Source organism: Leclercia sp. GHBNCSD (assembly GCF_055805075.1).
Map to the genome: position 1 here is coordinate 763,513 of NZ_JBQVYO010000001.1, position 21,079 is coordinate 784,591.

The following is a 21,079-nucleotide window of genomic DNA, read 5'->3' on the forward strand; positions in this document are numbered from 1 at the left end:
CGCGGAGAGATCAATAAAAAGAGACGTTGGGGAACTAAAAGGTGCTTGAATGGCACGCCCTAAAGGATTCGAACCTTTGACCTACGGCTTAGAAGGCCGTTGCTCTATCCAACTGAGCTAAGGGCGCACAGAGAAGAAACTTCGCAGTGGTGAAGCGCGTGGAATTATACGGTCAACGCCGGTTGAGTCAATTGATTTTAGTACAATCCTCTTTCAGTTCATACCCCTGCCCCTCCTCAGCGCCGCTTAACAGGAAAATCCGCAAAGTGTGACTGACAGCAGCGCGCGCTTCTGACAAAATATGCTCATCCCCCCTTTCACTCCTTACAGACGGAATCTTCTCTCTGATGGCAGCAAAGATTATTGACGGTAAAACGATTGCGCAGCAGGTGCGCTCTGAGGTTGCGGAAAAAGTGGCAGCACGTCTGGCCGCGGGAAAACGCGCCCCCGGGCTGGCGGTTGTGCTGGTCGGCAGCAACCCGGCTTCACAAATTTATGTCGGCAGCAAACGTAAAGCGTGCGAGGAGGTTGGCTTTCTCTCCCGCTCTTATGATCTGCCGGAAACCACCACGGAAGCAGAGCTGCTTGAGCTGATCGATACCCTGAACGCCGATAAAGCGATCGACGGCATTCTGGTTCAGCTGCCGCTGCCTGCGGGCATCGACAATGTGAAAGTGCTGGAACGTATCGCGCCAGACAAAGATGTGGACGGCTTCCACCCGTACAACGTGGGCCGCCTGTGCCAGCGCGCGCCTCGCCTGCGTCCCTGTACGCCGCGCGGCATTGTGACCCTGCTGGAGCGCTATAACATCGACACCTACGGCCTGAACGCCGTGGTGATTGGTGCGTCCAATATCGTCGGTCGCCCGATGAGCATGGAGCTGCTGCTGGCCGGCTGCACCACCACCGTCACCCACCGCTTTACTAAAAATCTGCGCCAGCACGTCGAAAATGCTGACCTGCTGATCGTGGCGGTCGGCAAGCCGGGCTTTATCCCGGGCGAGTGGATCAAGGAAGGCGCCATTGTGGTGGACGTGGGGATTAACCGTCTGGAGAGCGGCAAAGTGGTCGGCGATGTGGTGTTTGACGATGCCGCCGCCCGTGCCTCTTATATCACCCCGGTTCCGGGCGGCGTAGGCCCGATGACCGTTGCAACACTGATTCAGAATACTTTACAAGCATGCGTTGAGTATCACGACGTAGAGGAAGCGTAAGATGGCGACATTTTCATTAGGTAAACACCCGCATGTTGAGCTGTGCGATCTGCTGAAGCTCGAAGGCTGGAGCGAGAGCGGCGCCCAGGCGAAGATCGTTATTGCTGACGGTCTGGTCAAAGTTGATGGCGTGGTAGAAACCCGCAAGCGCTGCAAGATCGTAGCCGGACAGACTGTGAGTTTTGAAGGCCAGAGCGTCACCGTAACGGCCTGAGCCGTCTGATGCCCGGCGGCGCTGCGCTTGTCGGGCCTACATACGGGCTCTGTCTGTAGGCCGGGTAAGGCGCCAGCCGCCACCCGGCAATTCTCTTCACGATTCCCCCACGACCATCACGGTTAATTATCGATCAACTTCAAATAATCACTATTTCATCTGTTAAAAGGTGAGAATTCAGTTGCGCGGATTTCAGCCTTTCATCACGATAAGTAGAACGTTCTACTAAAACGTTCTACTCACTATAACAGCGCTCACAGAGCGCACTCGGGGGAAATCAGCATGAGTCTGATATCAGGGTTTGTTAAATCGCTGTCAAAATTGTCGATGATTGGTCGCGCATTAATGCTGCCGATCTCGCTGCTTCCCGCTGCGGGCCTGCTGCTGGCTTTCGGCGATAAATTCCACCTGCCGTTGATGATGAACGCGGGCGGCGTCATTTTTGATAACCTGCCGATGCTGTTTGCCATCGGCTCTGCCGTCGGCCTGGCGTCGGAATCGGGTATCGCCGCGCTGTCGGCAGCGGTGGCGGTGTTTGTCACCAACATCACCATTGGCACCGTGCTCGGCATTACGCCGGAGATGGCCTCCCAGGGCGGGAAATACGCCATGGTGGTGGGCATCCCGACCCTGCAGATGGGCGTCTTTGGCGGCCTGCTGTGCGGGATCCTCGCCGCGTGGTGTTATAACCGCTTCCACACCATGCAGCTGCCGGAGTTCCTCGGCTTCTTCTCCGGAAAGCGTTTTGTGGCGATCGCCACGGCGTTCCTCTCATTCGTGATGGGGCTGCTGCTGCCGTACGTCTGGCAGCATATCCAGGCCGGTATCGACGCGCTGTCGGTGATCGTTAACGGTGATAACCAGGCGGCCTCGACCTTTATCTTTGGTCTGGTGGAGCGTGCGCTGATCCCGCTGGGTCTGCACCATATCTGGTATCCATCGTTCTGGTACTCGTTCGGGGATTACACTACCCAGGCGGGCCAGGTGATCCACGGCGACCAGACCATCTGGTTCAAGATGCTGGAAGAAGGGGTGAAATCCTTCAGCAGCGATACCTACCAGAACGCCGGTAAATTCATGCAGGGCGAGTTCCCGCTGATGCTGTTCGCGCTGCCTGCGGCCTGTCTGGCGATGTACCACGAAGCGCACACCAAAAACAAAAAGATTGCCGCCGGTATTCTCTTCTCTGCGGCACTCACCTGCTTCCTGACCGGGATTACCGAGCCGGTGGAGTTCACCTTTATCTTTGTGGCGCCGATCCTCTACGTCTTTAACGCCATCATGGCGGGCCTGGCCTACATGACCATGTACCTGCTGCATGCGCATATCGCCAAGTCCTTCTCCGCAGGCTTTATCGACTACCTGTCGTTCGGGATCCTGCCGTCGTTCAACGGGTACCAGACCAACTTCCTCAACGCCATTATCATCGGTGTCCCGATGGCGCTGATTTACTACTTCACCTTCCGCTTCGTGATCCGTCGTTTCGACGTGAAAACGCCGGGCCGCACTGAAGTGACAGCCAATGCGGACGATAAAACCGATACCGAAATCGCCAACGAAATCATCGGCCTGCTCGGTGGCGCGCAGAACATCAACTCTGTCGGCTCCTGCATCACCCGCCTGCGTCTGGAAGTGGCGAAGAGCGATGTGGTGGACAAAGACGGTCTGAACGGCCTCGGTGCACGCGGCGTGGTCTTCGTCGGTGATTCCGGCATTCAGGTTATCTTTGGCGCCCGGGCGCAGTTTATCGCCCAGACGATGTCCACCCTAATCGGTAAATAATAAGCTGCCTGTCCGACACGTCTCCTGTACTCTTACGGGAGGCGTTGTCTTATCAGGCATTTCAGGGAGAAGATGTGAAGAAGGTCAGCATCATTGATGTCGCCAGAGAGGCAGGGGTTTCGGTCTCTACCGTCTCGCTGGTTCTGCGTCAGAAAGGAAAGATCTCAGAGGCGACGATCGAAAAAGTCCACGCCGCCATCACCGCCCTGGGCTACGTGCATAACGTAGCCGCCGCCAATCTTCGCGCCAACACCTCCAACCTTATCGGCCTGATCCTGCGTGATTTCAGCGACAGCTTTTCCATTAAGGTAATGGCAAGCATCGTCCAGGAGCTGGAAAAGCAGGGATATATGGTCTTTCTCGGCCAGCCGCTGAACGACGGTGAGCATCTTGAGCGCTGCCTGCTCTCCTTTAAGCAGCAGGGCGTGGCCGGGGTGATCTATCTGGCTTCCGATACGCGCCATGCTACCTTACCTGACATGATCCGTGAGTGTCCGCTGCCGCTGGTGGCGGTCTCCCAGTCGTTGCTCAACGAAACCTGTAATCTGGTGATGCGCGATAACCGCCAGGCGGCGCATCTGGCGACCCGCTATCTGATTGAGCGCGGCCATCGCAATATCGCCTATATCGGCGGTCAGGAGGGTGACCTCATCCGCGAGCAGCGGCTGCTCGGTTTTCGCAGCGCGATGACACAAAACGGGCTGGTGTTCCGCGACGAATCCGCCCCCGCCTGCAGCGACGATACCCAGGCGGTTAGCTTCGCCACCCGTCAGCTGCTGGAGAAGAACAACACTATCACCGCCCTGCTCTGCCACTCCCCGGATGCGATGATCGGCTCTATCTCCGGGATCCATCACGTTGGCCGCACCGTGGGGAAAGATGTCTTCCTCACCCAGCAGGTGGCGCTGGTGGGGTTTGAAGATATGCTGCACGTCAACCTCACCTCCCCGTCGTTTACCTATGTCTCCTCCGCCAGCGAAGAGACGGGGCGTCAGGCGGCGGGGTTAATGATCCGCCAGCTAAAAGAGCCTGAGCTGCAAACCCAGCGCATTACTCTCTCCGGGCAACTCGTCGCCCGGGAATCGGCATAATTCAGATTTACGCCCGGCTCTGCGTTAAGCCGCGCTCTGCTATATTTCCATGATTTGCCATGGATAATCCTTATGCCAACCATTATTACCCACGCTGCTGTGCCGGTTTGCCTCGGCTTAGGGCTGGGCAGCCGGGTGATCCCCCCTCCCCTGCTGTTCGCCGGAATCGTTCTCGCCATGCTGCCGGATGCCGACGTACTCGCGTTTAAGTTTGGCGTCGCCTACGGCAATATTTTTGGTCATCGCGGGTTTACCCACTCGCTGCTGTTTGCCTTTGTGGTGCCGTTACTCTGCGTGCTGGTCGGGCGACGAGGGTTCCGGGCGGGGCTGGTGCGCTGCTGGCTGTTTTTAACCGTGTCGCTGCTGTCGCACAGCCTGCTGGACTCGGTGACGACGGGCGGGAAAGGGGTCGGCTGGCTGTGGCCGTGGTCGGATGAACGTTTCTTTGCACCCTGGCAGGTGATTAAGGTCGCGCCTTTTGCGCTCTCTCGCTACACCACGCCGTACGGGCATCAGGTGATTATCTCGGAACTGCTGTGGGTGTGGCTGCCGGGGGTTATCGTGATGGGTTTGTTGTGGTGGAAGCGGCGTTAAAAAAGCCGGGTGGCGGCTGCGCCTTACCCGGCCTACATAATCCCATGCCCGGCAAGCGATGCGCCGCCGGGCCTGATGGACTTACTTACGGCGCCAGGTGGTGCCCTGCGGACCATCTTCCAGGATGATGCCCATCTCGGTGAGACGGTTACGCGCGGCATCGGCCGCGGCCCAGTCTTTCGCCTGACGCGCTTCCAGACGCGCCTTGATTAACGCTTCAATCTCCGCCACTTCGCCGTCATCCGTCTGCGCACCGCTCTGCAGGAACGCTTCCGGCGCCTGCTCCAGCAGACCCAGTACGCCAGACAGTTTACGCATATGAGAGGCCAGCGCATTAGCCGCATGCACATCTTCACCTTTCAGACGGTTCACTTCACGGGCCATATCGAACAGCACAGAGTAGGCTTCCGGGGTGTTGAAGTCGTCGTTCATCGCCTCAACAAAACGGGCTTCAAACGCCTCGCCGCCCGCAGCCGCCACGGAGGTGTCGGTCCCGCGCAGGGCGGTGTAGAGACGCTCGAGAGCAGAACGCGCCTGCTTGAGGTTCTCTTCGCTGTAGTTAAGCTGGCTGCGATAGTGGCCGGACATCAGGAAGTAACGGATGGTTTCAGCATCGTAATACTTCAGCACGTCACGCACGGTAAAGAAGTTGCCCAGCGATTTGGACATCTTCTCCCGGTCAATCATCACCATCCCGGAGTGCATCCAGTAGTTCACATATTCGCCGTCATGGGCGCAGGTTGACTGGGCAATTTCGTTTTCATGGTGCGGGAACATCAGGTCTGAACCGCCGCCGTGAATATCGAAATGGTTACCCAGCTGTTTGCAGTTCATGGCCGAACACTCAATGTGCCAGCCCGGACGGCCCGCGCCCCACGGGGATGGCCAGCTTGGCTCACCCTCTTTCGACATCTTCCACAGCACGAAGTCCATCGGGTTGCGTTTAACCTCAACCACATCCACACGCGCCCCGGCCTGGAGCTGATCCAGATTCTGGCGGGAGAGCTGACCGTAATGCGGATCGGTCGGCACGTCGAACATCACGTCGCCATTGTCCGCCACGTAGGCGTGACCTTTGGCAATCAGCTGTTCGGTGATCTCAATGATCTCAGGAATATGGTGCGTCGCACGCGGCTCCATGTCCGGGCGCAGAATATTCAGGGCGTCGAAATCCTTGTGCATTTCGCCAATCATACGATCGACTAAATCGACAAAGTTTTCCCCATTTTCGTTCGCGCGTTTGATAATTTTGTCGTCGATATCGGTGATATTGCGTACATACTTAAGGTTGTACCCAAGGAAGCGCAGATAGCGCGACACCACGTCGAAGGCAACAAAAGTACGGCCATGGCCGATATGACAGAGATCGTAAACAGTAATACCACACACGTACATGCCGACTTCCCCGGCATGAATAGGTTTGAATTCCTCTTTTTGGCGCGTCAGTGTGTTGAAGATTTTTAACATCGAAGATTCCATGTGAGACGTGTGTGGGTGAAAACAGCATATTCTAATGGTAATTCAAACCCGAAGCAGCACGCAATGCAAGGTGATCGCGTCGTGAGGTTATGCTATAACAAGCGCTTATTGTGGCCCCTGGCGGGGTCGAAGCACCACTATAACGGAACAGGATGCAAAAATGGTTACTTTCCACACTAATCATGGCGATATCGTAATCAAAACCTTTGATGACAAAGCGCCTGAAACAGTTAAAAACTTCCTGGACTACTGCCGCGAAGGTTTCTACAACAACACCATTTTCCACCGTGTCATTAACGGCTTTATGATCCAGGGCGGCGGTTTTGAACCTGGCATGAAACAGAAAGAGACCAAAGAGGCTATCAAAAACGAAGCTAATAACGGTCTGAAAAACACCCGCGGTACCCTGGCAATGGCCCGTACTCAGGCGCCACACTCTGCCACCGCGCAGTTCTTCATTAACGTAGTAGACAACGACTTCCTGAACTTCTCTGGCGAAAGCCTGCAGGGTTGGGGCTACTGCGTGTTTGCAGAAGTGGTTGAAGGTATGGACGTGGTTGACAAGATCAAAGCCGTTTCTACTGGCCGCAGCGGCATGCACCAGGACGTTCCAAAAGAAGACGTTGTAATCACAAGCGTGACCGTCAGCGAATAATTCGTGGCGACACTCTTTATTGCAGATCTGCATCTGCAAACAGAAGAACCGGCGATCACCGCCGGTTTTCTGCGTTTTTTACAGGGTGAAGCCCGCCACGCCGATGCGCTTTACATCCTGGGGGATCTGTTCGAAGCCTGGATTGGCGACGACGATCCGAACCCGCTGCACCGCGAGATAGCGAGTGCGCTTAAAGCGCTGGTCGACTCTGGCGTCCCCTGCTTCTTTATCCACGGCAACCGCGACTTTTTGCTGGGCAAACGCTTCGCCCGTGAAAGCGGCATGATCCTGCTGGCGGAAGAGACCGTCCTCGACTTGTGTGGCCGCCGCGTGCTGATAATGCATGGCGACACGCTCTGCACCGACGATACCGGCTATCTGGCGTTTCGCGCCAAAGTGCATACCCCCTGGATCCAGACGCTCTTTCTCGCCCTGCCGCTGTTTATTCGCAGCCGCATCGCCGCGAAAATGCGCGCCGGCAGTAAAGCCGCCAACAGCAGCAAATCGATGACCATCATGGACGTGAACCCGCAGGCGGTGGTCAGCGTGATGGAAAAACACCAGGTCCAGTGGCTGATCCACGGCCATACCCATCGCCCGGCCATGCATGACCTGACCGCCAACGGAGAGCAAGCCCACCGCGTGGTGTTAGGCGCCTGGCATAGCGAAGGATCGATGATTAAGGTCACGCCCGAAGGCGTGGAGCTGATCGCTTTCCCTTTCTGAAATCCCCCCGCCTGAAAATCATTCAATTTTTTTGAATTGCTCCCGCAAATTGTTTTGATTTTAATCACACTCTGGTCGGCCTATGATTACTCACATCAGGGCAACAACGCCCTACTCCAGACAAATCAGCTTAAGGAATACGACCATGAAATCCATCAAAACTTTCGTTGCAGTTGCCGCACTTTCTCTGATCTCTTTCGGTTCTTTTGCCCAGAGCGTGAGCGCCACCGCCTCTACCATTGACCGCGCCGAAGCCAAAATCGCCGCGCAGGCCGCTAAAGAGGGTGCCGCCTACAAAATCACCAGCGCCCAGTTCGACAACCGCGTGTATATGACCGCTGAACTGACTAAATAATTTAACGCATTGCCGTGCCGCCAGATAAGAGACAAGCGACAGCGACAACAGGATGAAGAAGGAAAAAAGAATGAAAAATATCACTATCGTCAGCGCCCTGCTGCTGGCCGCTTCCCTCACCTCTGGCGCGATGGCCGCCGAGAACGCCTTCTCCACCCCGGAGGCGGGTTCGAATATCGACACAGCAGTACATCAAAATCATATTGATGTGAGCCATGCCTTTGATAAAGAGAGCCTGACCGCAGGTAATCTCCTGTAAAATGTCAAAGCAACCTGTGAAAAGACCGCCTTTCGGCGGTTTTTTTGTGGCAGAAAGCGCGGGATTTTGCCGGAAGTTTTAGCCGCGCAACCGTTTTCCTTGCCTGTGTATCGTGCTATTCTCTGTGGCCTCAAAAGCCGAGAGTTGTGCACCACAGGAGTTTTAAGACGCATGTCTTCCAGCAATAATCCGGCGCGTGTCGCCATCGTGATGGGATCCAAAAGCGACTGGGCTACCATGCAGTTCGCCGCCGAAATCTTTGACATCCTGAACGTTCCTCACCACGTTGAAGTGGTCTCCGCGCACCGCACTCCCGATAAGCTGTTCAGCTTCGCCGAAGGCGCGGAAGAGAATGGCTATCAGGTGATTATTGCCGGTGCAGGTGGCGCCGCGCATCTGCCCGGTATGATTGCCGCCAAAACCCTGGTGCCGGTGCTCGGCGTCCCGGTTCAGAGCGCAGCCCTGAGCGGTGTCGACAGCCTCTACTCCATCGTGCAGATGCCGCGCGGCATTCCGGTAGGGACGCTGGCGATTGGCAAAGCAGGCGCAGCTAACGCCGCGCTGCTGGCCGCTCAGATCCTGGCCACTCATGATAAAGAACTGCATCAGCGCCTGGTCGCGTGGCGTACCGCCCAGACCGACGAGGTCCTGGAGAACCCGGACCCGCGAGGTGCGGCATGAAGCAGGTTTGCGTCCTTGGTAACGGCCAGTTAGGCCGTATGCTGCGCCAGGCTGGTGAACCGCTGGGGATCGCCGTCTGGCCGGTCGGGCTGGACGATGAGCCTGAAGCCGTGCCGTTTCAGCAGAGCGTCATCACCGCAGAAATCGAACGCTGGCCGGAAACGCCGTTAACCCGCGAGCTGGCTCGTCACAACGCCTTCGTTAACCGCGACGTCTTCCCGATCATTGCTGACCGTCTTACGCAAAAGCAGCTGTTCGACGATCTGCATCTCGCTACCGCGCCGTGGCAGCTGCTGAGTGAAAAAAGCCAGTGGCCGGGTGTGTTTGACGCGCTGGGTGAACTGGCGATCGTCAAGCGTCGCGTGGGCGGCTACGATGGCCGCGGCCAGTGGCGTCTGCGCGCCGGGGAAACCGACCAGCTGCCGGACGAGTGCTACGGCGAATGCATCGTTGAGCAGGGCATTAATTTCAGCGGTGAAGTGTCGCTGGTGGGTGCCCGCGCCCACGACGGCAGCACGGTCTTTTATCCCCTGACCCATAACCTGCATCAGGACGGGATCCTGCGCACCAGCGTGGTCTTCCCGCAGGCCAACGCAGCGCAACAAGCGCAGGCAGAAAGCATGCTCTCTGCCATCATGCAGGCGCTGGGCTACGTGGGCGTAATGGCGATGGAGTGCTTCGTCACGCCAGAAGGTCTGCTGATCAACGAGCTGGCGCCCCGCGTCCACAACAGCGGCCACTGGACGCAAAACGGCGCCTCCATTAGCCAGTTTGAGCTGCATCTGCGCGCCATTACCCGGTTGCCGATGCCGCAGCCGGTGGTCAATAGCCCGTCGGTGATGATCAACCTGATCGGTACCGATCTGAACGATGACTGGCTGAAGCTGCCGCTGGTGCATCTGCACTGGTACGACAAAGAGGTGCGCCCGGGTCGTAAGGTCGGCCATCTCAACCTGAATGACAGCGATATCCCTCGCCTTTGCGCAACGCTTGAAGCAATTGTCCCTCTGCTGCCGCCGGAGTACGCCAGCGGGATTGCCTGGGCGCAGTCAACGCTCAGCTAAGCCTCACCGCCGGGGAGTTGACCTTCCCCTTCCCCGGCGTAAAATCCTGCCCATTGTTGTTTTGAGGGATCCTTATGAACGATGGGACGGACTACCGCGCCATACTTGCTACCGACACGCCATTAATTGACGTGCGTGCCCCCGTGGAATTTGCTCAGGGTGCCATGCCTGCGGCACACAACCTGCCTCTAATGAACGACGACGAACGCGCCGCCGTGGGCACCTGCTATAAACGCCAGGGTCCGGAGGCGGCACTGGCGCTCGGCCACCGTCTGGTAAGCGGTGAGACGCGTGAAGAGCGACTGGAGGCCTGGCGCGCCGCCTGCCTTGCTCACCCGCAGGGCTATCTCTGCTGCGCCCGGGGCGGACAGCGCTCGCATATCGCGCAGGCGTGGCTGAAAGAAGCCGGGGTGGATTACCCGCTGATCGTCGGCGGCTACAAGGCGCTACGCCAGGCGGCTATCCAGGCGACCGTTGAGCAGGCGCAAAAACCCAGCGTACTGATTGGCGGCTGCACCGGGAGCGGCAAAACGCTGCTGGTGAAGGCGCATCCTGAGGGCGTCGATCTCGAAGGACTGGCGCACCACCGCGGCTCCTCCTTTGGCCGCACGCTGGCCCCGCAGCTTTCCCAGGCCAGTTTTGAAAACCATCTCGCCGTCGAGTTGCTGAAAAAAAACGCTGCGCGCTGGGTGCTGGAAGATGAAGGGCGGATGATTGGCTCCAACCACCTGCCAGAGTGCCTGCGCGACCGCATGGCGCAATCGCCCATTGTGGTGGTTGAGGACCCGTTTGAGGTGCGTCTTGAGCGCCTGCGCGAAGAGTATTTCGAGCAGATGTGGCAGGCCTTTCACGAAGCGCGGGGGGAAGAGGCGGGCTGGCTGGAGTATCGCGATTACCTGTACCACGGCCTGTTTGCCATTCGCCGCCGCCTGGGGTTACAGCGTTATGCCGAATTGACCGCCCTGCTGGACAGCGCTCTGGATGAACAGCAGCGTACCGGCAGTACCGAGGCGCATCTCAGCTGGCTGGCGCCGCTGCTCAATGACTATTACGACCCGATGTATCGCTATCAGCTGGAGAAGAAGGCGGAGAAGATTGTCTATCGCGGGACGTATGGGGACGTGGCGGAGTGGCTGAGCCGCTGACAGAACGCCGGGTGGCGCTGCGCTTACCCGGCCTACACCGTTCCAGTACGCGCAGTGCCACCGGAAACAAACCGCACCACATGTAGCCCCGGATCGCTGCGCGCTACCGGGGAACAAACCGCACCGCACGTAGCCCCGGTAAGCGCAGCGCCACCGGGGAACAAACCGAACCGCACGTAGCCCCGGATCGCTGCGCGCTACCGGGGAACAAACCGCACCACATGTAGCCCCGGTAAGCGCAGCGCCACCGGGGAACAAACCGCACCATACGTAGCCCCGGATCGCTGCGCGCTACCGGGGAACAAACCGCACCGCACGTAGCCCCGGATCGCTGCGCGCTACCGGGGAACAGACGACTCAGAAGTCGTAACGCAAACGTACCAGGTTCATATCGCCCAGATCGTCGGTGCTGGAGGTGAATACGTGCTCGTAATCGACGCGGAAGCCGTAGTCCAGTTGGAAGCTGACACCCACGCCGTTGTCGATGCGCTGGTAGTTGCGGCCATTCATGGTCTCAATACGGTCACCCATGAAGTAAGGCTGGATCGATTTCACCGCATACTGACCAATCGGGAATTTATAGCCGGCGAAGTACTCAATACCCCACGCATCACCCGCGAAGTAGTCATTTACCGACACTTTTTTGCTGGTCATAAAGTTCTGATACCAGCCGCCGCCTGCGGAGAAGGTCCAGTTGTCCGGCGTCCAGCTCAGCGCGGTACCGAGGATGTTCTGATCCCAGGTTTTACTGTCGCCATTATCCGGGTTACGCATGTCGGCGCGGGTGTAGTTCCAGGTCGCGCCCCAGGTCAGATCGGTGGTCAGACGATAATCCAGACCCAGTGAACCGCCGCCTTTACGCTTGTAACGGAGGCCGTTGCCCGGCAGATATTCGCTATCTTCGAACAGGTAAGAGGCGTAGAGATCGGCATCGCCGAGGGTTTTCTTGTATTTCAGCATCTGGCGTGAACGGTAAGAGCCGTCGTAGTCACCGTTGATGCCATTACCCGGCGCCTGGCCGATCATGTCGTAGTCCCAGATATCGGTTTTCGCGCCGACCACATCGTAATAGACGCTGTTCTGCTGACCAAAGGTCAGGGTGCCCCAGGTGTCGCTCTTCAGGCCGGTGTAGAGCATGCGGCGGGAGGTGTCGTGCGCGCCGTCGGCGTGGTGGTTGTCCCAGTTAAACTGCGCCGGAATGTTCACCCCCAGCTCGTAGTAGCTGACCCAGCTGATGTCATCAAACAGGTAGTAATCCGCCGCGAAACGGAAGCGGGTACCGCCGTCAAAGCCATTACGCTTATAGCTGTTTTTGCCGTCGTCGCCGGTCATGTTCTGGAACTGAGGACGAATACTGCCGCCAACGGTGAAGTTCAGACGGCTCAGCGGGTTGCCCGCCTGCGGATCTTGTTTAAGAACGGTGATTTCAGCCTGGGATGCAAAAGAGGTCAATGCCACTGCTGCGCCAATAGCCACTGCCAGCGCTTTTTTATTTATAGTCACTGTTTTTCCTTGTTAAACACACTGCCATTTATTTAGCAGGTGAATATTAACCAGGATTTATCTGTCCGTGTTGCCCGGTTTTTAATGTTTTGTGCCGCTAAAATTCAATGATTTATCTTTTTATGCTACTTAGTCATCACGTGCCAGTATAAAAACTGGCACGTGATAGTTCAGGAAAGGAATTAACCGGAGAACTGGCGGAACAGGGCTTTGCCTTTCAGTAAACGCGCCCCCAGCCAGCCGCCGCACAGCGAAAGCAGCACCGCACCGCTCAGGGGCAGGATCGCCCACAGCCGCCAGTCTGGCTCCCACGGGAAGTCAAATACCCGGGTTTGCAGCACCGCCAGCGCAGTTTCGGCACCAATGGCCGCCACCAGGCCAGCCACCAGCCCCAGCAGGGCGAACTCGCTCCACAGCGTGGTGCGCAGCAGCTTTTTACCTGCCCCCAGAGTACGGTAGACCACCAGCTCCTGATGACGCTGGCGCATCCCGACCTGCACCTGGGCCAGCAGCAGCAGCACGCCGCAGATGGTCACCAGCACCACCATCACCTCCAGCGCCCGGCTCACCTGCTCCAGCACCTGCCCGACCTGTTTGAGGATCGCGCCGATATCCAGCAGGCTGATGGTGGGGAACTCGCGGTTAAGCTGGGTGAGCATGCCGTTGCCATTCTCCCAGCGGAAGCTGGTCAGCCAGCTCTGGGGCTGCCCGTCCAGCGCCCCGGGGGGGAAGATAAAGAAGAAGTTAGGCCGCAGACTCTCCCAGTCGACCTTGCGCAGGCTGGTCACTTTCGCGCTGAAATCCTGGGTATCGCCGGTAAAGGTCACCGTATCGCCCAGCGCGACGTTGAGGCGTTTCGCCAGCCCCTCCTCCATCGATACCTCCCCCGCTTTCGGCGGCCAGCTGCCGGCGGTGATCGGATTATGATCCGGGCGCTTATCCTGCCAGGTGAGGTTCAGCTCCCGGTTGAGGGATTCATCTTTATTGCCCTCGGTGGACTGCCCGTTAATCTGGGTCAGGCGCGCCCGCACAATGGGGTAGTAAGACTCCGGGATAATCTGGTGTTCAGCGAGAAACGCTTTCAGGGGCGTTACCTGCTCCGGGGCAATGTTGATCAAAAAGTAGTTCGGGCTTTCTGGTGGAAGCTGCTGTTGCCAGCGATCCAGCAGATCGCCGCGCAGCACCAGCAACAATGCCAGCAGCATGAACGAGAGCGAAAATGCCGACAGCTGGCTGAGGGTCGACCACGGCTGGCGCAGCAGGCGATTCACCGCCAGACGCACCGGCAGCGATTTTACCGTGAGCCCTTTCAGCACACTGAGCAGCATCCAGCCCAGCACACCGCAGAGCAACGCCAGCACGACGGCGCCAGCCAGCACGGCCCACAGCAGCATGCTCCCGCCCATCAGCCAGGCGAGGAGCATCACCACCACCGCCACGATAGCCGGAATGTAATATTTCAGCGGCCAGACGCTGGCCACCACGTCGCGACGCAGAACGCGCAGGGGCTGTGTCGCGAGCAGCAGGCGGTAAGGACGCAGCCCCACCAGCAGCGAAATGACGGTCATCGCCCCGATCGCCCAGAGCCACGGCCAGAGGCTGGCAGGGGGCAGCGCGACGGGCAGCACCGGCTTGAGGAGTACCATCAGCACTTTTTCAAACAGTAGCCCCATCATCCCGCCGGTGACAGCCGAGAGCGTCAGCACCATCAGCCACTGACCGATAATCAGTTTGCGCAGCTGCGCCCTGCCCGCCCCCAACGTTTTGAGGATCGCCACCAGATCGTAGCGGCTGCGGCAGTAGTGGCCCATGGCGACTGCCACCGCCGCCACCGCCAGCAGCAGCGTGAGCAGCGCCGAGAGCAGCAGGAATTGCTGGGAACGCTCCAGCGATTTGCCGAGTGCGCCCTCCTCCTGCTCCATCCCGGACCAGCGGTGCTCCGGCTTCAGCTGCGGCAGGAGCCATTTTTCGTAACGTTCCAGTTGCGCGGGCGTGCCGCCAAACTTAAAGCGCCAGGTGACGCGGCTGCCGGGCTGTACCGCCGCGGTTTTGGCGACATCTGCGGTGTTCATCAGCAGACGCGGCGCCATCTGAAACGGATTGAATCCGGCGTCCGGCTCCTGCACCACCTCCCCGGCGATTTTCAGGGTGGCATCGCCGACATCAATGCTGTCGCCGGTTTTTAAATTCAGCAGCGCCATCAGACGCGACGCCAGCAGCACCGTGCCCGGCGCAGGCTTCAGCCCCGGCGGGTTGGTCTGAAGCTCGCCGTAGAGCGGATAGATATCATCGACCGCCTTCACGCTCGCCAGCTGCGGCGTCCCGGCGGCAAAGGTCATGGTCTGGAAACCGATCTGCTCGCTGACCTTCAGCCCCTGCTTTCTCGCCTCCTCAATCCACGCCTGCGGCACTTCGCGGGAGCTGCGCAGCGTCCGGTCGCCGGCCATAAACTCACGGCTTTGCTGGCTGAGTCCCTTTTCCATCCGATCGCTGACGCTGCCGAGCGCCAGTACGCAGGCCACCGCCAGGCTTAGCGCCAGCCAGACAATCAGCAGCGAAGGGGAGCGCCATTCGCGCCAGAACCAGCGGGCAATCATGCATCCTCCTGCAGTTCGCCATTGACCAGGCGCAGGCGGCGATCGCAGCGGGCGGCCAGCTGCGGATCGTGGGTGACGAGGATCAGCGTCGTGCCGTGTTCACGGTTCAGCGAAAAGAGCAGATCGGCAATTTTGTCTCCGGTCTGGCGATCGAGGTTACCGGTGGGTTCGTCGGCAAACAGCACATCCGGGCGACCGTTAAACGCCCTGGCCAGCGCTACGCGCTGCTGCTCGCCGCCGGAGAGCTGCGCCGGAAGGTGATCGAGGCGTTTCCCCAGCCCCAGCTGTTGCAGCAGCGCGCTGGCGCTCTCCCGGCTCTGGGTGGTGTTCTCACCGCGCAGCAGCCCCGGCAGCTCGACGTTCTCCAGCGCGTTAAGGGTTGGAATCAACATAAATGACTGGAACACAAAGCCAATGTGCTTTGCCCGCAGGGCGGCGCGCGCCTCTTCATCGAGCTTATGCAAGGGTTGCCCGACCAGGTTGACCTCACCGCTGCTGCCGTCATCCAGACCGGCGAGGATCGCCAGCAGCGTGGATTTGCCGGAGCCCGATTCTCCAATCAGGGCGATGCTCTGCCCGCGTTTGACAATGAGTTCAACTCCGGTGAGGATGGAAAGCTCGTGCTCACCCTGACCCACGGACTTCTTAAGATGATGAACTTCAACAATGTTTTCCGCTGGCATTTGCCCTTCCTGTTTTTGATGCTGTTCTCATTTCGCGCCGCGGCTGCGGACACGCTATTAATTCTGGGTGACAGTCTGAGCGCTGGCTACCGGATGGCGGCCAGTGCCGCCTGGCCTGCGCTGCTGAATGATAAATGGCAGAGCAAAACGTCGGTTGTTAACGGCAGCATTAGCGGGGACACCTCCCAGCAAGGTCTCTCCCGTCTGCCGGCCCTGCTGAAACAGCACCAGCCGCGCTGGGTGCTGGTGGAGCTTGGCGGCAATGACGGCCTGCGCGGTTTCCAGCCACAGCAGACCGAGCAAACCCTGCGCAAAATTCTGCAGGATATCCGCGCCGCGAACGCCCAGCCGTTGCTGATGCAAATTCGACTGCCTGCCAACTATGGTCGTCGGTATAATGAAGCCTTTAGCGCGATATATCCGAAGCTTGCTAAAGAGTTCGATATTCCGCTGCTGCCCTTTTTTATGGAAGAGGTTTACCTGAAACCGCAGTGGATGCAGGACGACGGTATTCACCCCAATCGGGACGCCCAGCCGTTTATCGCCGACTGGATGGCAACCCGGTTGGCTCCATTAGTTAAACATGACTCGTAATTCAACGGAGATCCTGACAGGTAAAGTTATGCAAAAATCGGTCTTAATTACAGGATGTTCCAGTGGCATTGGCCTGGAAAGCGCCCTTGAGCTGAAGCGTCAGGGGTTCTGGGTGCTGGCCGCCTGCCGTAAACCGGAAGACGTTGAACGGATGAACGGCATGGGTTTAACCGGCGTACAGCTGGATCTGGATTGTACCGACAGCATTGAGCGCGCCGCCGATGAGGTGATCGCCCTGACCGGCAATCGTCTGTACGGGCTGTTTAATAATGCCGGTTTCGGCGTTTACGGCCCGCTGCAGAGCGTTACCCGCCAGCAGCTTGAAGCGCAATTCTCCGCCAACTTTTTTGGCGTTCATCAGCTGACCATGCGCCTGCTGCCGGCCATGCTGCCGCATGGCGAAGGCCGGATTGTGATGACCTCCTCGGTGATGGGGCTTATCTCTACTCCGGGCCGCGGGGCTTACGCCGCCAGCAAATATGCGCTGGAAGCCTGGTCTGATGCCCTGCGCATGGAGCTTCGCCACAGCGGCATTAAGGTGAGCCTGATTGAACCGGGCCCTATCCGCACCCGCTTTACCGACAATGTCAATCAAACCCAGGCCGACAAGCCGGTGGAAAACCCCGGTATCGCCGCCCGTTTTACCCTGGGGCCGGAGGCGGTGGTCGCCAAAGTGCGCCATGCTTTTGAGAGCAAAAACCCCAAGCTGCGTTATCCGGTCACGCTGGTGACCCATGCCGTCGGCCTGCTGAAGCGCCTGCTGCCTGGCCGGATGATGGACAAATTTTTACAGGGTTGAGTTGAAGCCTCGCGCCACGCCCCCATGTAAACAGAAACTCATAATTGGGATAGCCGCATGTCCGTACAGAATATTGTCAACATTACCGAAGCCAACCTGCACCAGACCCTTGAACAGTCGATGACCAAACCGGTGCTGTTCTACTTCTGGTCTGAACGTAGTCAGCACTGTCTGGAGCTGACGCCGGTGCTCGAGAAGCTGGCAGCCCAGTACAACGGTCAGTTTATCCTGGCGAAGCTGGACTGCGACGCCGAGCAGATGATTGCCTCCCAGTTTGGCCTGCGCGCCATTCCTACGGTTTATCTGTTCCAGAACGGTCAGCCGGTGGATGGCTTCCAGGGCCCGCAGCCGGAAGAGGCGATCCGCGCCCTGCTGGATAAAGTGCTGCCGCGCGAAGAGGAGCTGAAAGCGCAGCAGGCGGCAGCGTTGATGGCCGAAGGCAAACATGACGAAGCCCTGCCGCTGTTGAAAGAGGCGTGGCAGCTCTCCGGTCAGAATAGTGAAATCGGCCTGCTGCTGGCGGAAACGCTGATTATCTTAAAGCGTTCTGAAGAGGCCGAAGTGGTGCTCAAAACGATCCCATTGCAGGATCAGGATACCCGCTACCAGGGGCTGGTGGCGCAAATTGAACTGCTGAAGCAGGCGGCGGATACGCCGGAAATCCAGCAGCTGCAACAGCAGGTTGCCGACAACCCTGACGACGCGGTACTGGCGAGCCAGCTGGCGCTGCAGCTGCATCAGGTAGGTCGTAACGAAGAGGCGCTGGAACTGCTGTTCAGCCATCTTAAAAAGGATCTGGCTGCGGCAGACGGCCAGGCGCGCAAAATGTTCCAGGAAATTCTGGCCGCCCTCGGGACGGGTGATTCACTGGCTTCGACCTATCGCCGTAAACTTTACGCTCTGCTGTACTGATTCTGCCAGCTGGCCGGTCAGTGCCGCCACGAACACTCTGTCAGCCGCCGTTATGGCGGCTTTTTTATCTCTGCCGATAGCGTTTGTTTAGTCTTCCTGATGTTTAATTTTGAGAAAATGTTAACCAGACTTTAACGATGTAAAATATAGCCTTCCCTATGTCCACGTTTCTGAACGAATAGCCCGTCTGGAGTAACGTTTATCTTCCATTTGTGATCGTGGCAAAACGCCCACACACGCTGCCATTAGCCAGCTTTATCAGGATGATGTTAAACTTTTTCGTTATGAAAAGGGCACGCTAATAACTATAGGAAGTATGCGGCATGGCACATATCTTTTATGAGTTCACCTCTCTCAAGCCGGGTGTTCCTGATGTAGAAACATTAATGCAAGTCATCCACTCATCGGCAGAGACCAGCTTCGTTATTGGACCGGAAGTCGTTGATTTCGTCAAAAAAGCGCTGATCGTCAACACCACCATCGTCAGCTTTAAAAACTGCAAATTTGCTTTCGACAACGGCACGCATTTCATTGAATTTGATGGCAAAGGTAAGTCGAAGCGTTACAACGAGGTTCCGCACTGGTTTGTCTCCCCGGCCGATTTCTCTCGCTCGCAGTGGCTGATCAACCATAAGCTGTCGGATGTGATGGCGACGACGTTTATCGATGTGCTGATGTCTTACCCGCTGAAAGAGCGCCGTGCCCACTGCAATCTGCTGTTTGGTTTAGACTTGCATAAGACAGGTATCGTGCCGTCCAGCACGCCTGCAGCAAGCAAAATCGGCAATAAAAACGGTAAAACCACAAAACCGAAAATTATCGAACTGGGCTCCTTTGAACTGTTCAGCCAGTTCTTTGACCGCCTGAAAAGCGCCGTGGCGGAAGATCGCTTCCCGACCCTGCAGGTGCTGACGGGGATCGACGATCTGTCGAAAGCGCCAAATAACCTTAAACAGGGTATCCGCACCTGGTTTAAAGCGATCACCGGCGATCTGCCACCGAATAATAAGCGCGTCGAAGCGGGTAACGCCGGTCTGTTCTGTGCCCCGGTGCGCGAGCAGCTGCAGCAGATAGAAGCGATGGGCCTGGAAAAATATTATGCGGGACTGTCGCGGGCGATCGTTGACGCGGGCGAACAGTATATCGCTGACTTCTCTTACACTCCCTCCAGCGCCTGATCTTCTCTGATAACGGAAAACACGCGTTGCCCTGCTATTTTTAGCGGGGCTTTTTTCTGTCTGAATCCAGCCCGGCTCGTTGATTTGGCGGGAATTTACCCCTGTTTGCCGGTATACTTATGCGCAACAAACGAACAGTTTTAATCGCAACATGGAATACAAAACAGGAGGTTTTACATGTTCATCGTCATCCCTATTTTAATCTTCGTGGCGCTGGTGATCGTCGCCGCCGGCGTCAAAATCGTTCCGCAGGGCTACCAGTGGACGGTGGAACGTTTTGGTCGATATACCACGACGCTGCAGCCGGGCTTAAGCCTGGTCGTGCCGTTTATGGACCGCATTGGCCGCAAAATCAATATGATGGAGCAGGTCCTCGATATTCCGTCTCAGGAGGTTATCTCCCGGGATAACGCCAATGTCACCATCGATGCGGTCTGCTTTATTCAGGTGATTGACGCGCCGAAAGCGGCTTACGAGGTCAGCAACCTTGAGTTAGCCATCATAAATCTCACGATGACGAATATTCGAACCGTGCTGGGTTCAATGGAGCTGGACGAAATGCTCTCCCAGCGCGACAGCATCAATACCCGCCTGCTGCACATCGTCGATGAAGCCACCAACCCCTGGGGTATTAAAGTTACGCGTATTGAGATCCGCGACGTGCGCCCGCCAGCAGAGTTGATCACCTCCATGAACGCCCAGATGAAGGCCGAGCGAACCAAGCGCGCCTACATTCTGGAGGCCGAGGGGGTACGTCAGGCGGAGATCCTGAAGGCTGAAGGGGAAAAACAGTCGCAGATCCTGAAAGCTGAAGGCGAACGCCAGTCGGCCTTCTTACAGGCTGAAGCCCGTGAACGTTCGGCGGAAGCTGAAGCCCGCGCCACGAAAATGGTTTCGGAAGCTATCGCAGCCGGGGATATCCAGGCGGTTAACTACTTTGTGGCGCAGAAGTACACCGAGGCGCTGCAGGCTATAGGCTCGGCGGATAACAGCAAGGTGGTGATGATGCCGCTGGATGCCAGCAGCCTGATGGGTTCGATCGGCGGGATCGCGGAACTGATTAAAAACAGCGGCAACGAGCGCAAATGATGATCGAGATGATTGCTGCACATCCGCACGTTTTCTGGCTTAGCCTCGGCGGCCTGCTGCTGGCGGCAGAGATGCTCGGCGGCAACGGCTATCTGCTGTGGAGCGGCGTGGCGGCCGTTATCACCGGGCTGCTGGTGTGGATCTTACCGTTCGACTGGGCATGGCAGGGGGTGCTGTTTGCCCTGCTGACCCTGATTGCCGCCTGGCTCTGGTGGCGCTGGCTCTCAAGGCAGGTGCGCGCCCAGAAGCCCGCCGATGCCCGGCTCAACCAGCGAGGAAAACAGCTGGTGGGGATGCAGTTTACCCTGGACACCGCCCTGGTTAACGGGCGCGGTCATATGCGTGTCGGCGACAGTTCGTGGCCGGTTATTGCCGACGAGGATTTAGGCGTCGGCACCAAAGTTGAGGTGGTGGCCGTAGAGGGTATTACCCTTCGCGTCCGGGCCCTTTCCCGATAAGAACAGG

General features: G+C 57.9%; 22 protein-coding genes and 1 tRNA gene. 18 read left to right on the forward strand and 5 right to left on the reverse strand.

Going from position 1 to position 21,079, the window contains the following annotated elements; translation table 11 throughout:
* Positions 1 to 50 precede the first annotated feature (50 nt).
* Positions 51 to 127, reverse strand: a tRNA-Arg gene (locus ACT3IC_RS03745).
* Positions 128 to 347: 220 nt separating this feature from the next.
* Between ACT3IC_RS03745 and folD the strand changes: the two genes are divergently transcribed.
* The 5 genes from folD (at position 348) to ACT3IC_RS03770 (ending at position 4,895) form a co-directional block, all read left to right on the forward strand.
* Positions 348 to 1,214, forward strand: a complete 867-nt coding sequence (gene folD, locus ACT3IC_RS03750) for a bifunctional methylenetetrahydrofolate dehydrogenase/methenyltetrahydrofolate cyclohydrolase FolD (RefSeq protein ID WP_103178543.1) — start codon at positions 348 to 350, stop codon at positions 1,212 to 1,214.
* 1 nt (position 1,215) lies between these two features.
* Positions 1,216 to 1,428 (forward strand): ribosome-associated protein YbcJ, encoded by a 213-nt coding sequence (ybcJ, locus tag ACT3IC_RS03755; RefSeq protein ID WP_023334767.1) that lies wholly within the window; start codon positions 1,216 to 1,218, stop codon positions 1,426 to 1,428.
* A gap of 282 nt (positions 1,429 to 1,710) precedes the next feature.
* Positions 1,711 to 3,210 (forward strand): PTS transporter subunit EIIC, encoded by a 1,500-nt coding sequence (locus ACT3IC_RS03760; protein WP_103178542.1) that lies wholly within the window; start codon positions 1,711 to 1,713, stop codon positions 3,208 to 3,210.
* A gap of 74 nt (positions 3,211 to 3,284) precedes the next feature.
* The gene (malI, locus tag ACT3IC_RS03765; protein ID WP_103178541.1) at positions 3,285 to 4,301 is read left to right on the forward strand and encodes a Mal regulon transcriptional regulator MalI; all 1,017 of its coding nucleotides are present in this window, start codon (positions 3,285 to 3,287) and stop codon (positions 4,299 to 4,301) included.
* 72 nt (positions 4,302 to 4,373) lie between these two features.
* Positions 4,374 to 4,895, forward strand: a complete 522-nt coding sequence (locus tag ACT3IC_RS03770) for a metal-dependent hydrolase (RefSeq protein ID WP_103178540.1) — start codon at positions 4,374 to 4,376, stop codon at positions 4,893 to 4,895.
* Between the two features lie 81 nt (positions 4,896 to 4,976).
* Here ACT3IC_RS03770 and cysS read toward each other — a convergent pair whose 3' ends face one another.
* Positions 4,977 to 6,362 carry a cysteine--tRNA ligase gene (gene cysS, locus ACT3IC_RS03775; protein WP_159339731.1) on the reverse strand — a complete coding sequence of 462 codons (1,386 nt, stop codon included), beginning with the start codon at positions 6,360 to 6,362 and terminating at the stop codon, positions 4,977 to 4,979.
* A gap of 172 nt (positions 6,363 to 6,534) precedes the next feature.
* On the opposite strand from cysS, the gene ppiB reads away from it, so the two are divergent.
* From ppiB to mnmH, 7 genes are all read left to right on the forward strand, one after another.
* On the forward strand, positions 6,535 to 7,029 hold the full coding sequence (ppiB, locus tag ACT3IC_RS03780; protein WP_159339730.1) for a peptidylprolyl isomerase B: 495 nt from the start codon (positions 6,535 to 6,537) through the stop codon (positions 7,027 to 7,029).
* 3 nt (positions 7,030 to 7,032) lie between these two features.
* Positions 7,033 to 7,755, forward strand: coding sequence for a UDP-2,3-diacylglucosamine diphosphatase (gene lpxH, locus ACT3IC_RS03785; RefSeq protein ID WP_159339729.1), 723 nt, complete (start codon positions 7,033 to 7,035; stop codon positions 7,753 to 7,755).
* A gap of 145 nt (positions 7,756 to 7,900) precedes the next feature.
* Positions 7,901 to 8,110 (forward strand): YdgH/BhsA/McbA-like domain containing protein, encoded by a 210-nt coding sequence (locus ACT3IC_RS03790; RefSeq protein ID WP_103178537.1) that lies wholly within the window; start codon positions 7,901 to 7,903, stop codon positions 8,108 to 8,110.
* A gap of 70 nt (positions 8,111 to 8,180) precedes the next feature.
* Complete coding sequence (locus tag ACT3IC_RS03795) at positions 8,181 to 8,369, forward strand: hypothetical protein (protein WP_156654019.1); 189 nt, start codon at positions 8,181 to 8,183, stop codon at positions 8,367 to 8,369.
* Positions 8,370 to 8,540: 171 nt separating this feature from the next.
* A complete protein-coding gene (gene purE / locus ACT3IC_RS03800) occupies positions 8,541 to 9,050 on the forward strand; it encodes a 5-(carboxyamino)imidazole ribonucleotide mutase (RefSeq protein ID WP_032616904.1) in 510 nt (169 codons plus the stop codon).
* The gene (purK, locus tag ACT3IC_RS03805) at positions 9,047 to 10,114 is read left to right on the forward strand and encodes a 5-(carboxyamino)imidazole ribonucleotide synthase (protein WP_156654018.1); all 1,068 of its coding nucleotides are present in this window, start codon (positions 9,047 to 9,049) and stop codon (positions 10,112 to 10,114) included. The genes purE and purK overlap by 4 nt, the downstream gene beginning before the upstream one ends.
* Before the next feature lie 74 nt (positions 10,115 to 10,188).
* A complete protein-coding gene (gene mnmH / locus ACT3IC_RS03810; protein ID WP_103178534.1) occupies positions 10,189 to 11,259 on the forward strand; it encodes a tRNA 2-selenouridine(34) synthase MnmH in 1,071 nt (356 codons plus the stop codon).
* A 357-nt stretch (positions 11,260 to 11,616) separates the two neighbouring features.
* Here mnmH and ACT3IC_RS03815 read toward each other — a convergent pair whose 3' ends face one another.
* From ACT3IC_RS03815 to ybbA, 3 genes are all read right to left on the reverse strand, one after another.
* Positions 11,617 to 12,762, reverse strand: a complete 1,146-nt coding sequence (locus ACT3IC_RS03815) for a porin (protein WP_473476260.1) — start codon at positions 12,760 to 12,762, stop codon at positions 11,617 to 11,619.
* A gap of 182 nt (positions 12,763 to 12,944) precedes the next feature.
* A complete protein-coding gene (gene ybbP, locus ACT3IC_RS03820) occupies positions 12,945 to 15,359 on the reverse strand; it encodes a putative ABC transporter permease subunit YbbP (protein WP_103178532.1) in 2,415 nt (804 codons plus the stop codon).
* Positions 15,356 to 16,042 carry a putative ABC transporter ATP-binding protein YbbA gene (gene ybbA / locus ACT3IC_RS03825; RefSeq protein ID WP_159339728.1) on the reverse strand — a complete coding sequence of 229 codons (687 nt, stop codon included), beginning with the start codon at positions 16,040 to 16,042 and terminating at the stop codon, positions 15,356 to 15,358. Before ybbA ends, ybbP begins: the two co-directional genes overlap by 4 nt.
* On the opposite strand from ybbA, the gene tesA reads away from it, so the two are divergent.
* The 6 genes from tesA to ACT3IC_RS03855 all read left to right on the forward strand — a co-directional run bounded on the left by tesA (position 16,013) and on the right by ACT3IC_RS03855 (position 21,072).
* On the forward strand, positions 16,013 to 16,636 hold the full coding sequence (gene tesA, locus ACT3IC_RS03830) for a multifunctional acyl-CoA thioesterase I/protease I/lysophospholipase L1 (protein WP_103178530.1): 624 nt from the start codon (positions 16,013 to 16,015) through the stop codon (positions 16,634 to 16,636). The two genes, ybbA and tesA, sit on opposite strands and share 30 nt — an antisense overlap.
* Positions 16,626 to 17,435 (forward strand): SDR family oxidoreductase, encoded by an 810-nt coding sequence (locus tag ACT3IC_RS03835; RefSeq protein WP_103178529.1) that lies wholly within the window; start codon positions 16,626 to 16,628, stop codon positions 17,433 to 17,435. Before tesA ends, ACT3IC_RS03835 begins: the two co-directional genes overlap by 11 nt.
* Positions 17,436 to 17,492: 57 nt before the next feature.
* A complete protein-coding gene (locus ACT3IC_RS03840; protein ID WP_159339727.1) occupies positions 17,493 to 18,347 on the forward strand; it encodes a co-chaperone YbbN in 855 nt (284 codons plus the stop codon).
* Between the two features lie 323 nt (positions 18,348 to 18,670).
* The gene (locus ACT3IC_RS03845) at positions 18,671 to 19,525 is read left to right on the forward strand and encodes a hypothetical protein (protein ID WP_159339726.1); all 855 of its coding nucleotides are present in this window, start codon (positions 18,671 to 18,673) and stop codon (positions 19,523 to 19,525) included.
* A 177-nt stretch (positions 19,526 to 19,702) separates the two neighbouring features.
* Positions 19,703 to 20,614, forward strand: coding sequence for an SPFH domain-containing protein (locus tag ACT3IC_RS03850; RefSeq protein ID WP_103178526.1), 912 nt, complete (start codon positions 19,703 to 19,705; stop codon positions 20,612 to 20,614).
* Positions 20,614 to 21,072 (forward strand): NfeD family protein, encoded by a 459-nt coding sequence (locus tag ACT3IC_RS03855; protein WP_159339776.1) that lies wholly within the window; start codon positions 20,614 to 20,616, stop codon positions 21,070 to 21,072. The genes ACT3IC_RS03850 and ACT3IC_RS03855 overlap by 1 nt, the downstream gene beginning before the upstream one ends.
* The last annotated feature ends 7 nt before the right edge of the window (positions 21,073 to 21,079 follow it).

Excerpts from the sequence above, each read along its gene's own strand:
- ACT3IC_RS03840 (WP_159339727.1), top strand. The coding sequence starts at position 17,493 with ATGTCCGTACAGAATATTGTCAACATTACCGAAGCCAACCTGCACCAG.
- ppiB (WP_159339730.1), top strand. The coding sequence starts at position 6,535 with ATGGTTACTTTCCACACTAATCATGGCGATATCGTAATCAAAACCTTT.
- ACT3IC_RS03845 (WP_159339726.1), top strand. The coding sequence starts at position 18,671 with ATGGCACATATCTTTTATGAGTTCACCTCTCTCAAGCCGGGTGTTCCT.
- ACT3IC_RS03855 (WP_159339776.1), top strand. The coding sequence starts at position 20,614 with ATGATCGAGATGATTGCTGCACATCCGCACGTTTTCTGGCTTAGCCTC.
- tesA (WP_103178530.1), top strand. The coding sequence starts at position 16,013 with ATGAACTTCAACAATGTTTTCCGCTGGCATTTGCCCTTCCTGTTTTTG.
- cysS (WP_159339731.1), bottom strand. The coding sequence starts at position 6,362 with ATGTTAAAAATCTTCAACACACTGACGCGCCAAAAAGAGGAATTCAAA.
- ACT3IC_RS03790 (WP_103178537.1), top strand. The coding sequence starts at position 7,901 with ATGAAATCCATCAAAACTTTCGTTGCAGTTGCCGCACTTTCTCTGATC.
- ybbP (WP_103178532.1), bottom strand. The coding sequence starts at position 15,359 with ATGATTGCCCGCTGGTTCTGGCGCGAATGGCGCTCCCCTTCGCTGCTG.
- mnmH (WP_103178534.1), top strand. The coding sequence starts at position 10,189 with ATGAACGATGGGACGGACTACCGCGCCATACTTGCTACCGACACGCCA.
- ybcJ (WP_023334767.1), top strand. The coding sequence starts at position 1,216 with ATGGCGACATTTTCATTAGGTAAACACCCGCATGTTGAGCTGTGCGAT.
- purK (WP_156654018.1), top strand. The coding sequence starts at position 9,047 with ATGAAGCAGGTTTGCGTCCTTGGTAACGGCCAGTTAGGCCGTATGCTG.
- ACT3IC_RS03770 (WP_103178540.1), top strand. The coding sequence starts at position 4,374 with ATGCCAACCATTATTACCCACGCTGCTGTGCCGGTTTGCCTCGGCTTA.
- ACT3IC_RS03760 (WP_103178542.1), top strand. The coding sequence starts at position 1,711 with ATGAGTCTGATATCAGGGTTTGTTAAATCGCTGTCAAAATTGTCGATG.
- ACT3IC_RS03795 (WP_156654019.1), top strand. The coding sequence starts at position 8,181 with ATGAAAAATATCACTATCGTCAGCGCCCTGCTGCTGGCCGCTTCCCTC.
- folD (WP_103178543.1), top strand. The coding sequence starts at position 348 with ATGGCAGCAAAGATTATTGACGGTAAAACGATTGCGCAGCAGGTGCGC.
- purE (WP_032616904.1), top strand. The coding sequence starts at position 8,541 with ATGTCTTCCAGCAATAATCCGGCGCGTGTCGCCATCGTGATGGGATCC.
- ACT3IC_RS03850 (WP_103178526.1), top strand. The coding sequence starts at position 19,703 with ATGTTCATCGTCATCCCTATTTTAATCTTCGTGGCGCTGGTGATCGTC.
- ACT3IC_RS03835 (WP_103178529.1), top strand. The coding sequence starts at position 16,626 with ATGACTCGTAATTCAACGGAGATCCTGACAGGTAAAGTTATGCAAAAA.
- ybbA (WP_159339728.1), bottom strand. The coding sequence starts at position 16,042 with ATGCCAGCGGAAAACATTGTTGAAGTTCATCATCTTAAGAAGTCCGTG.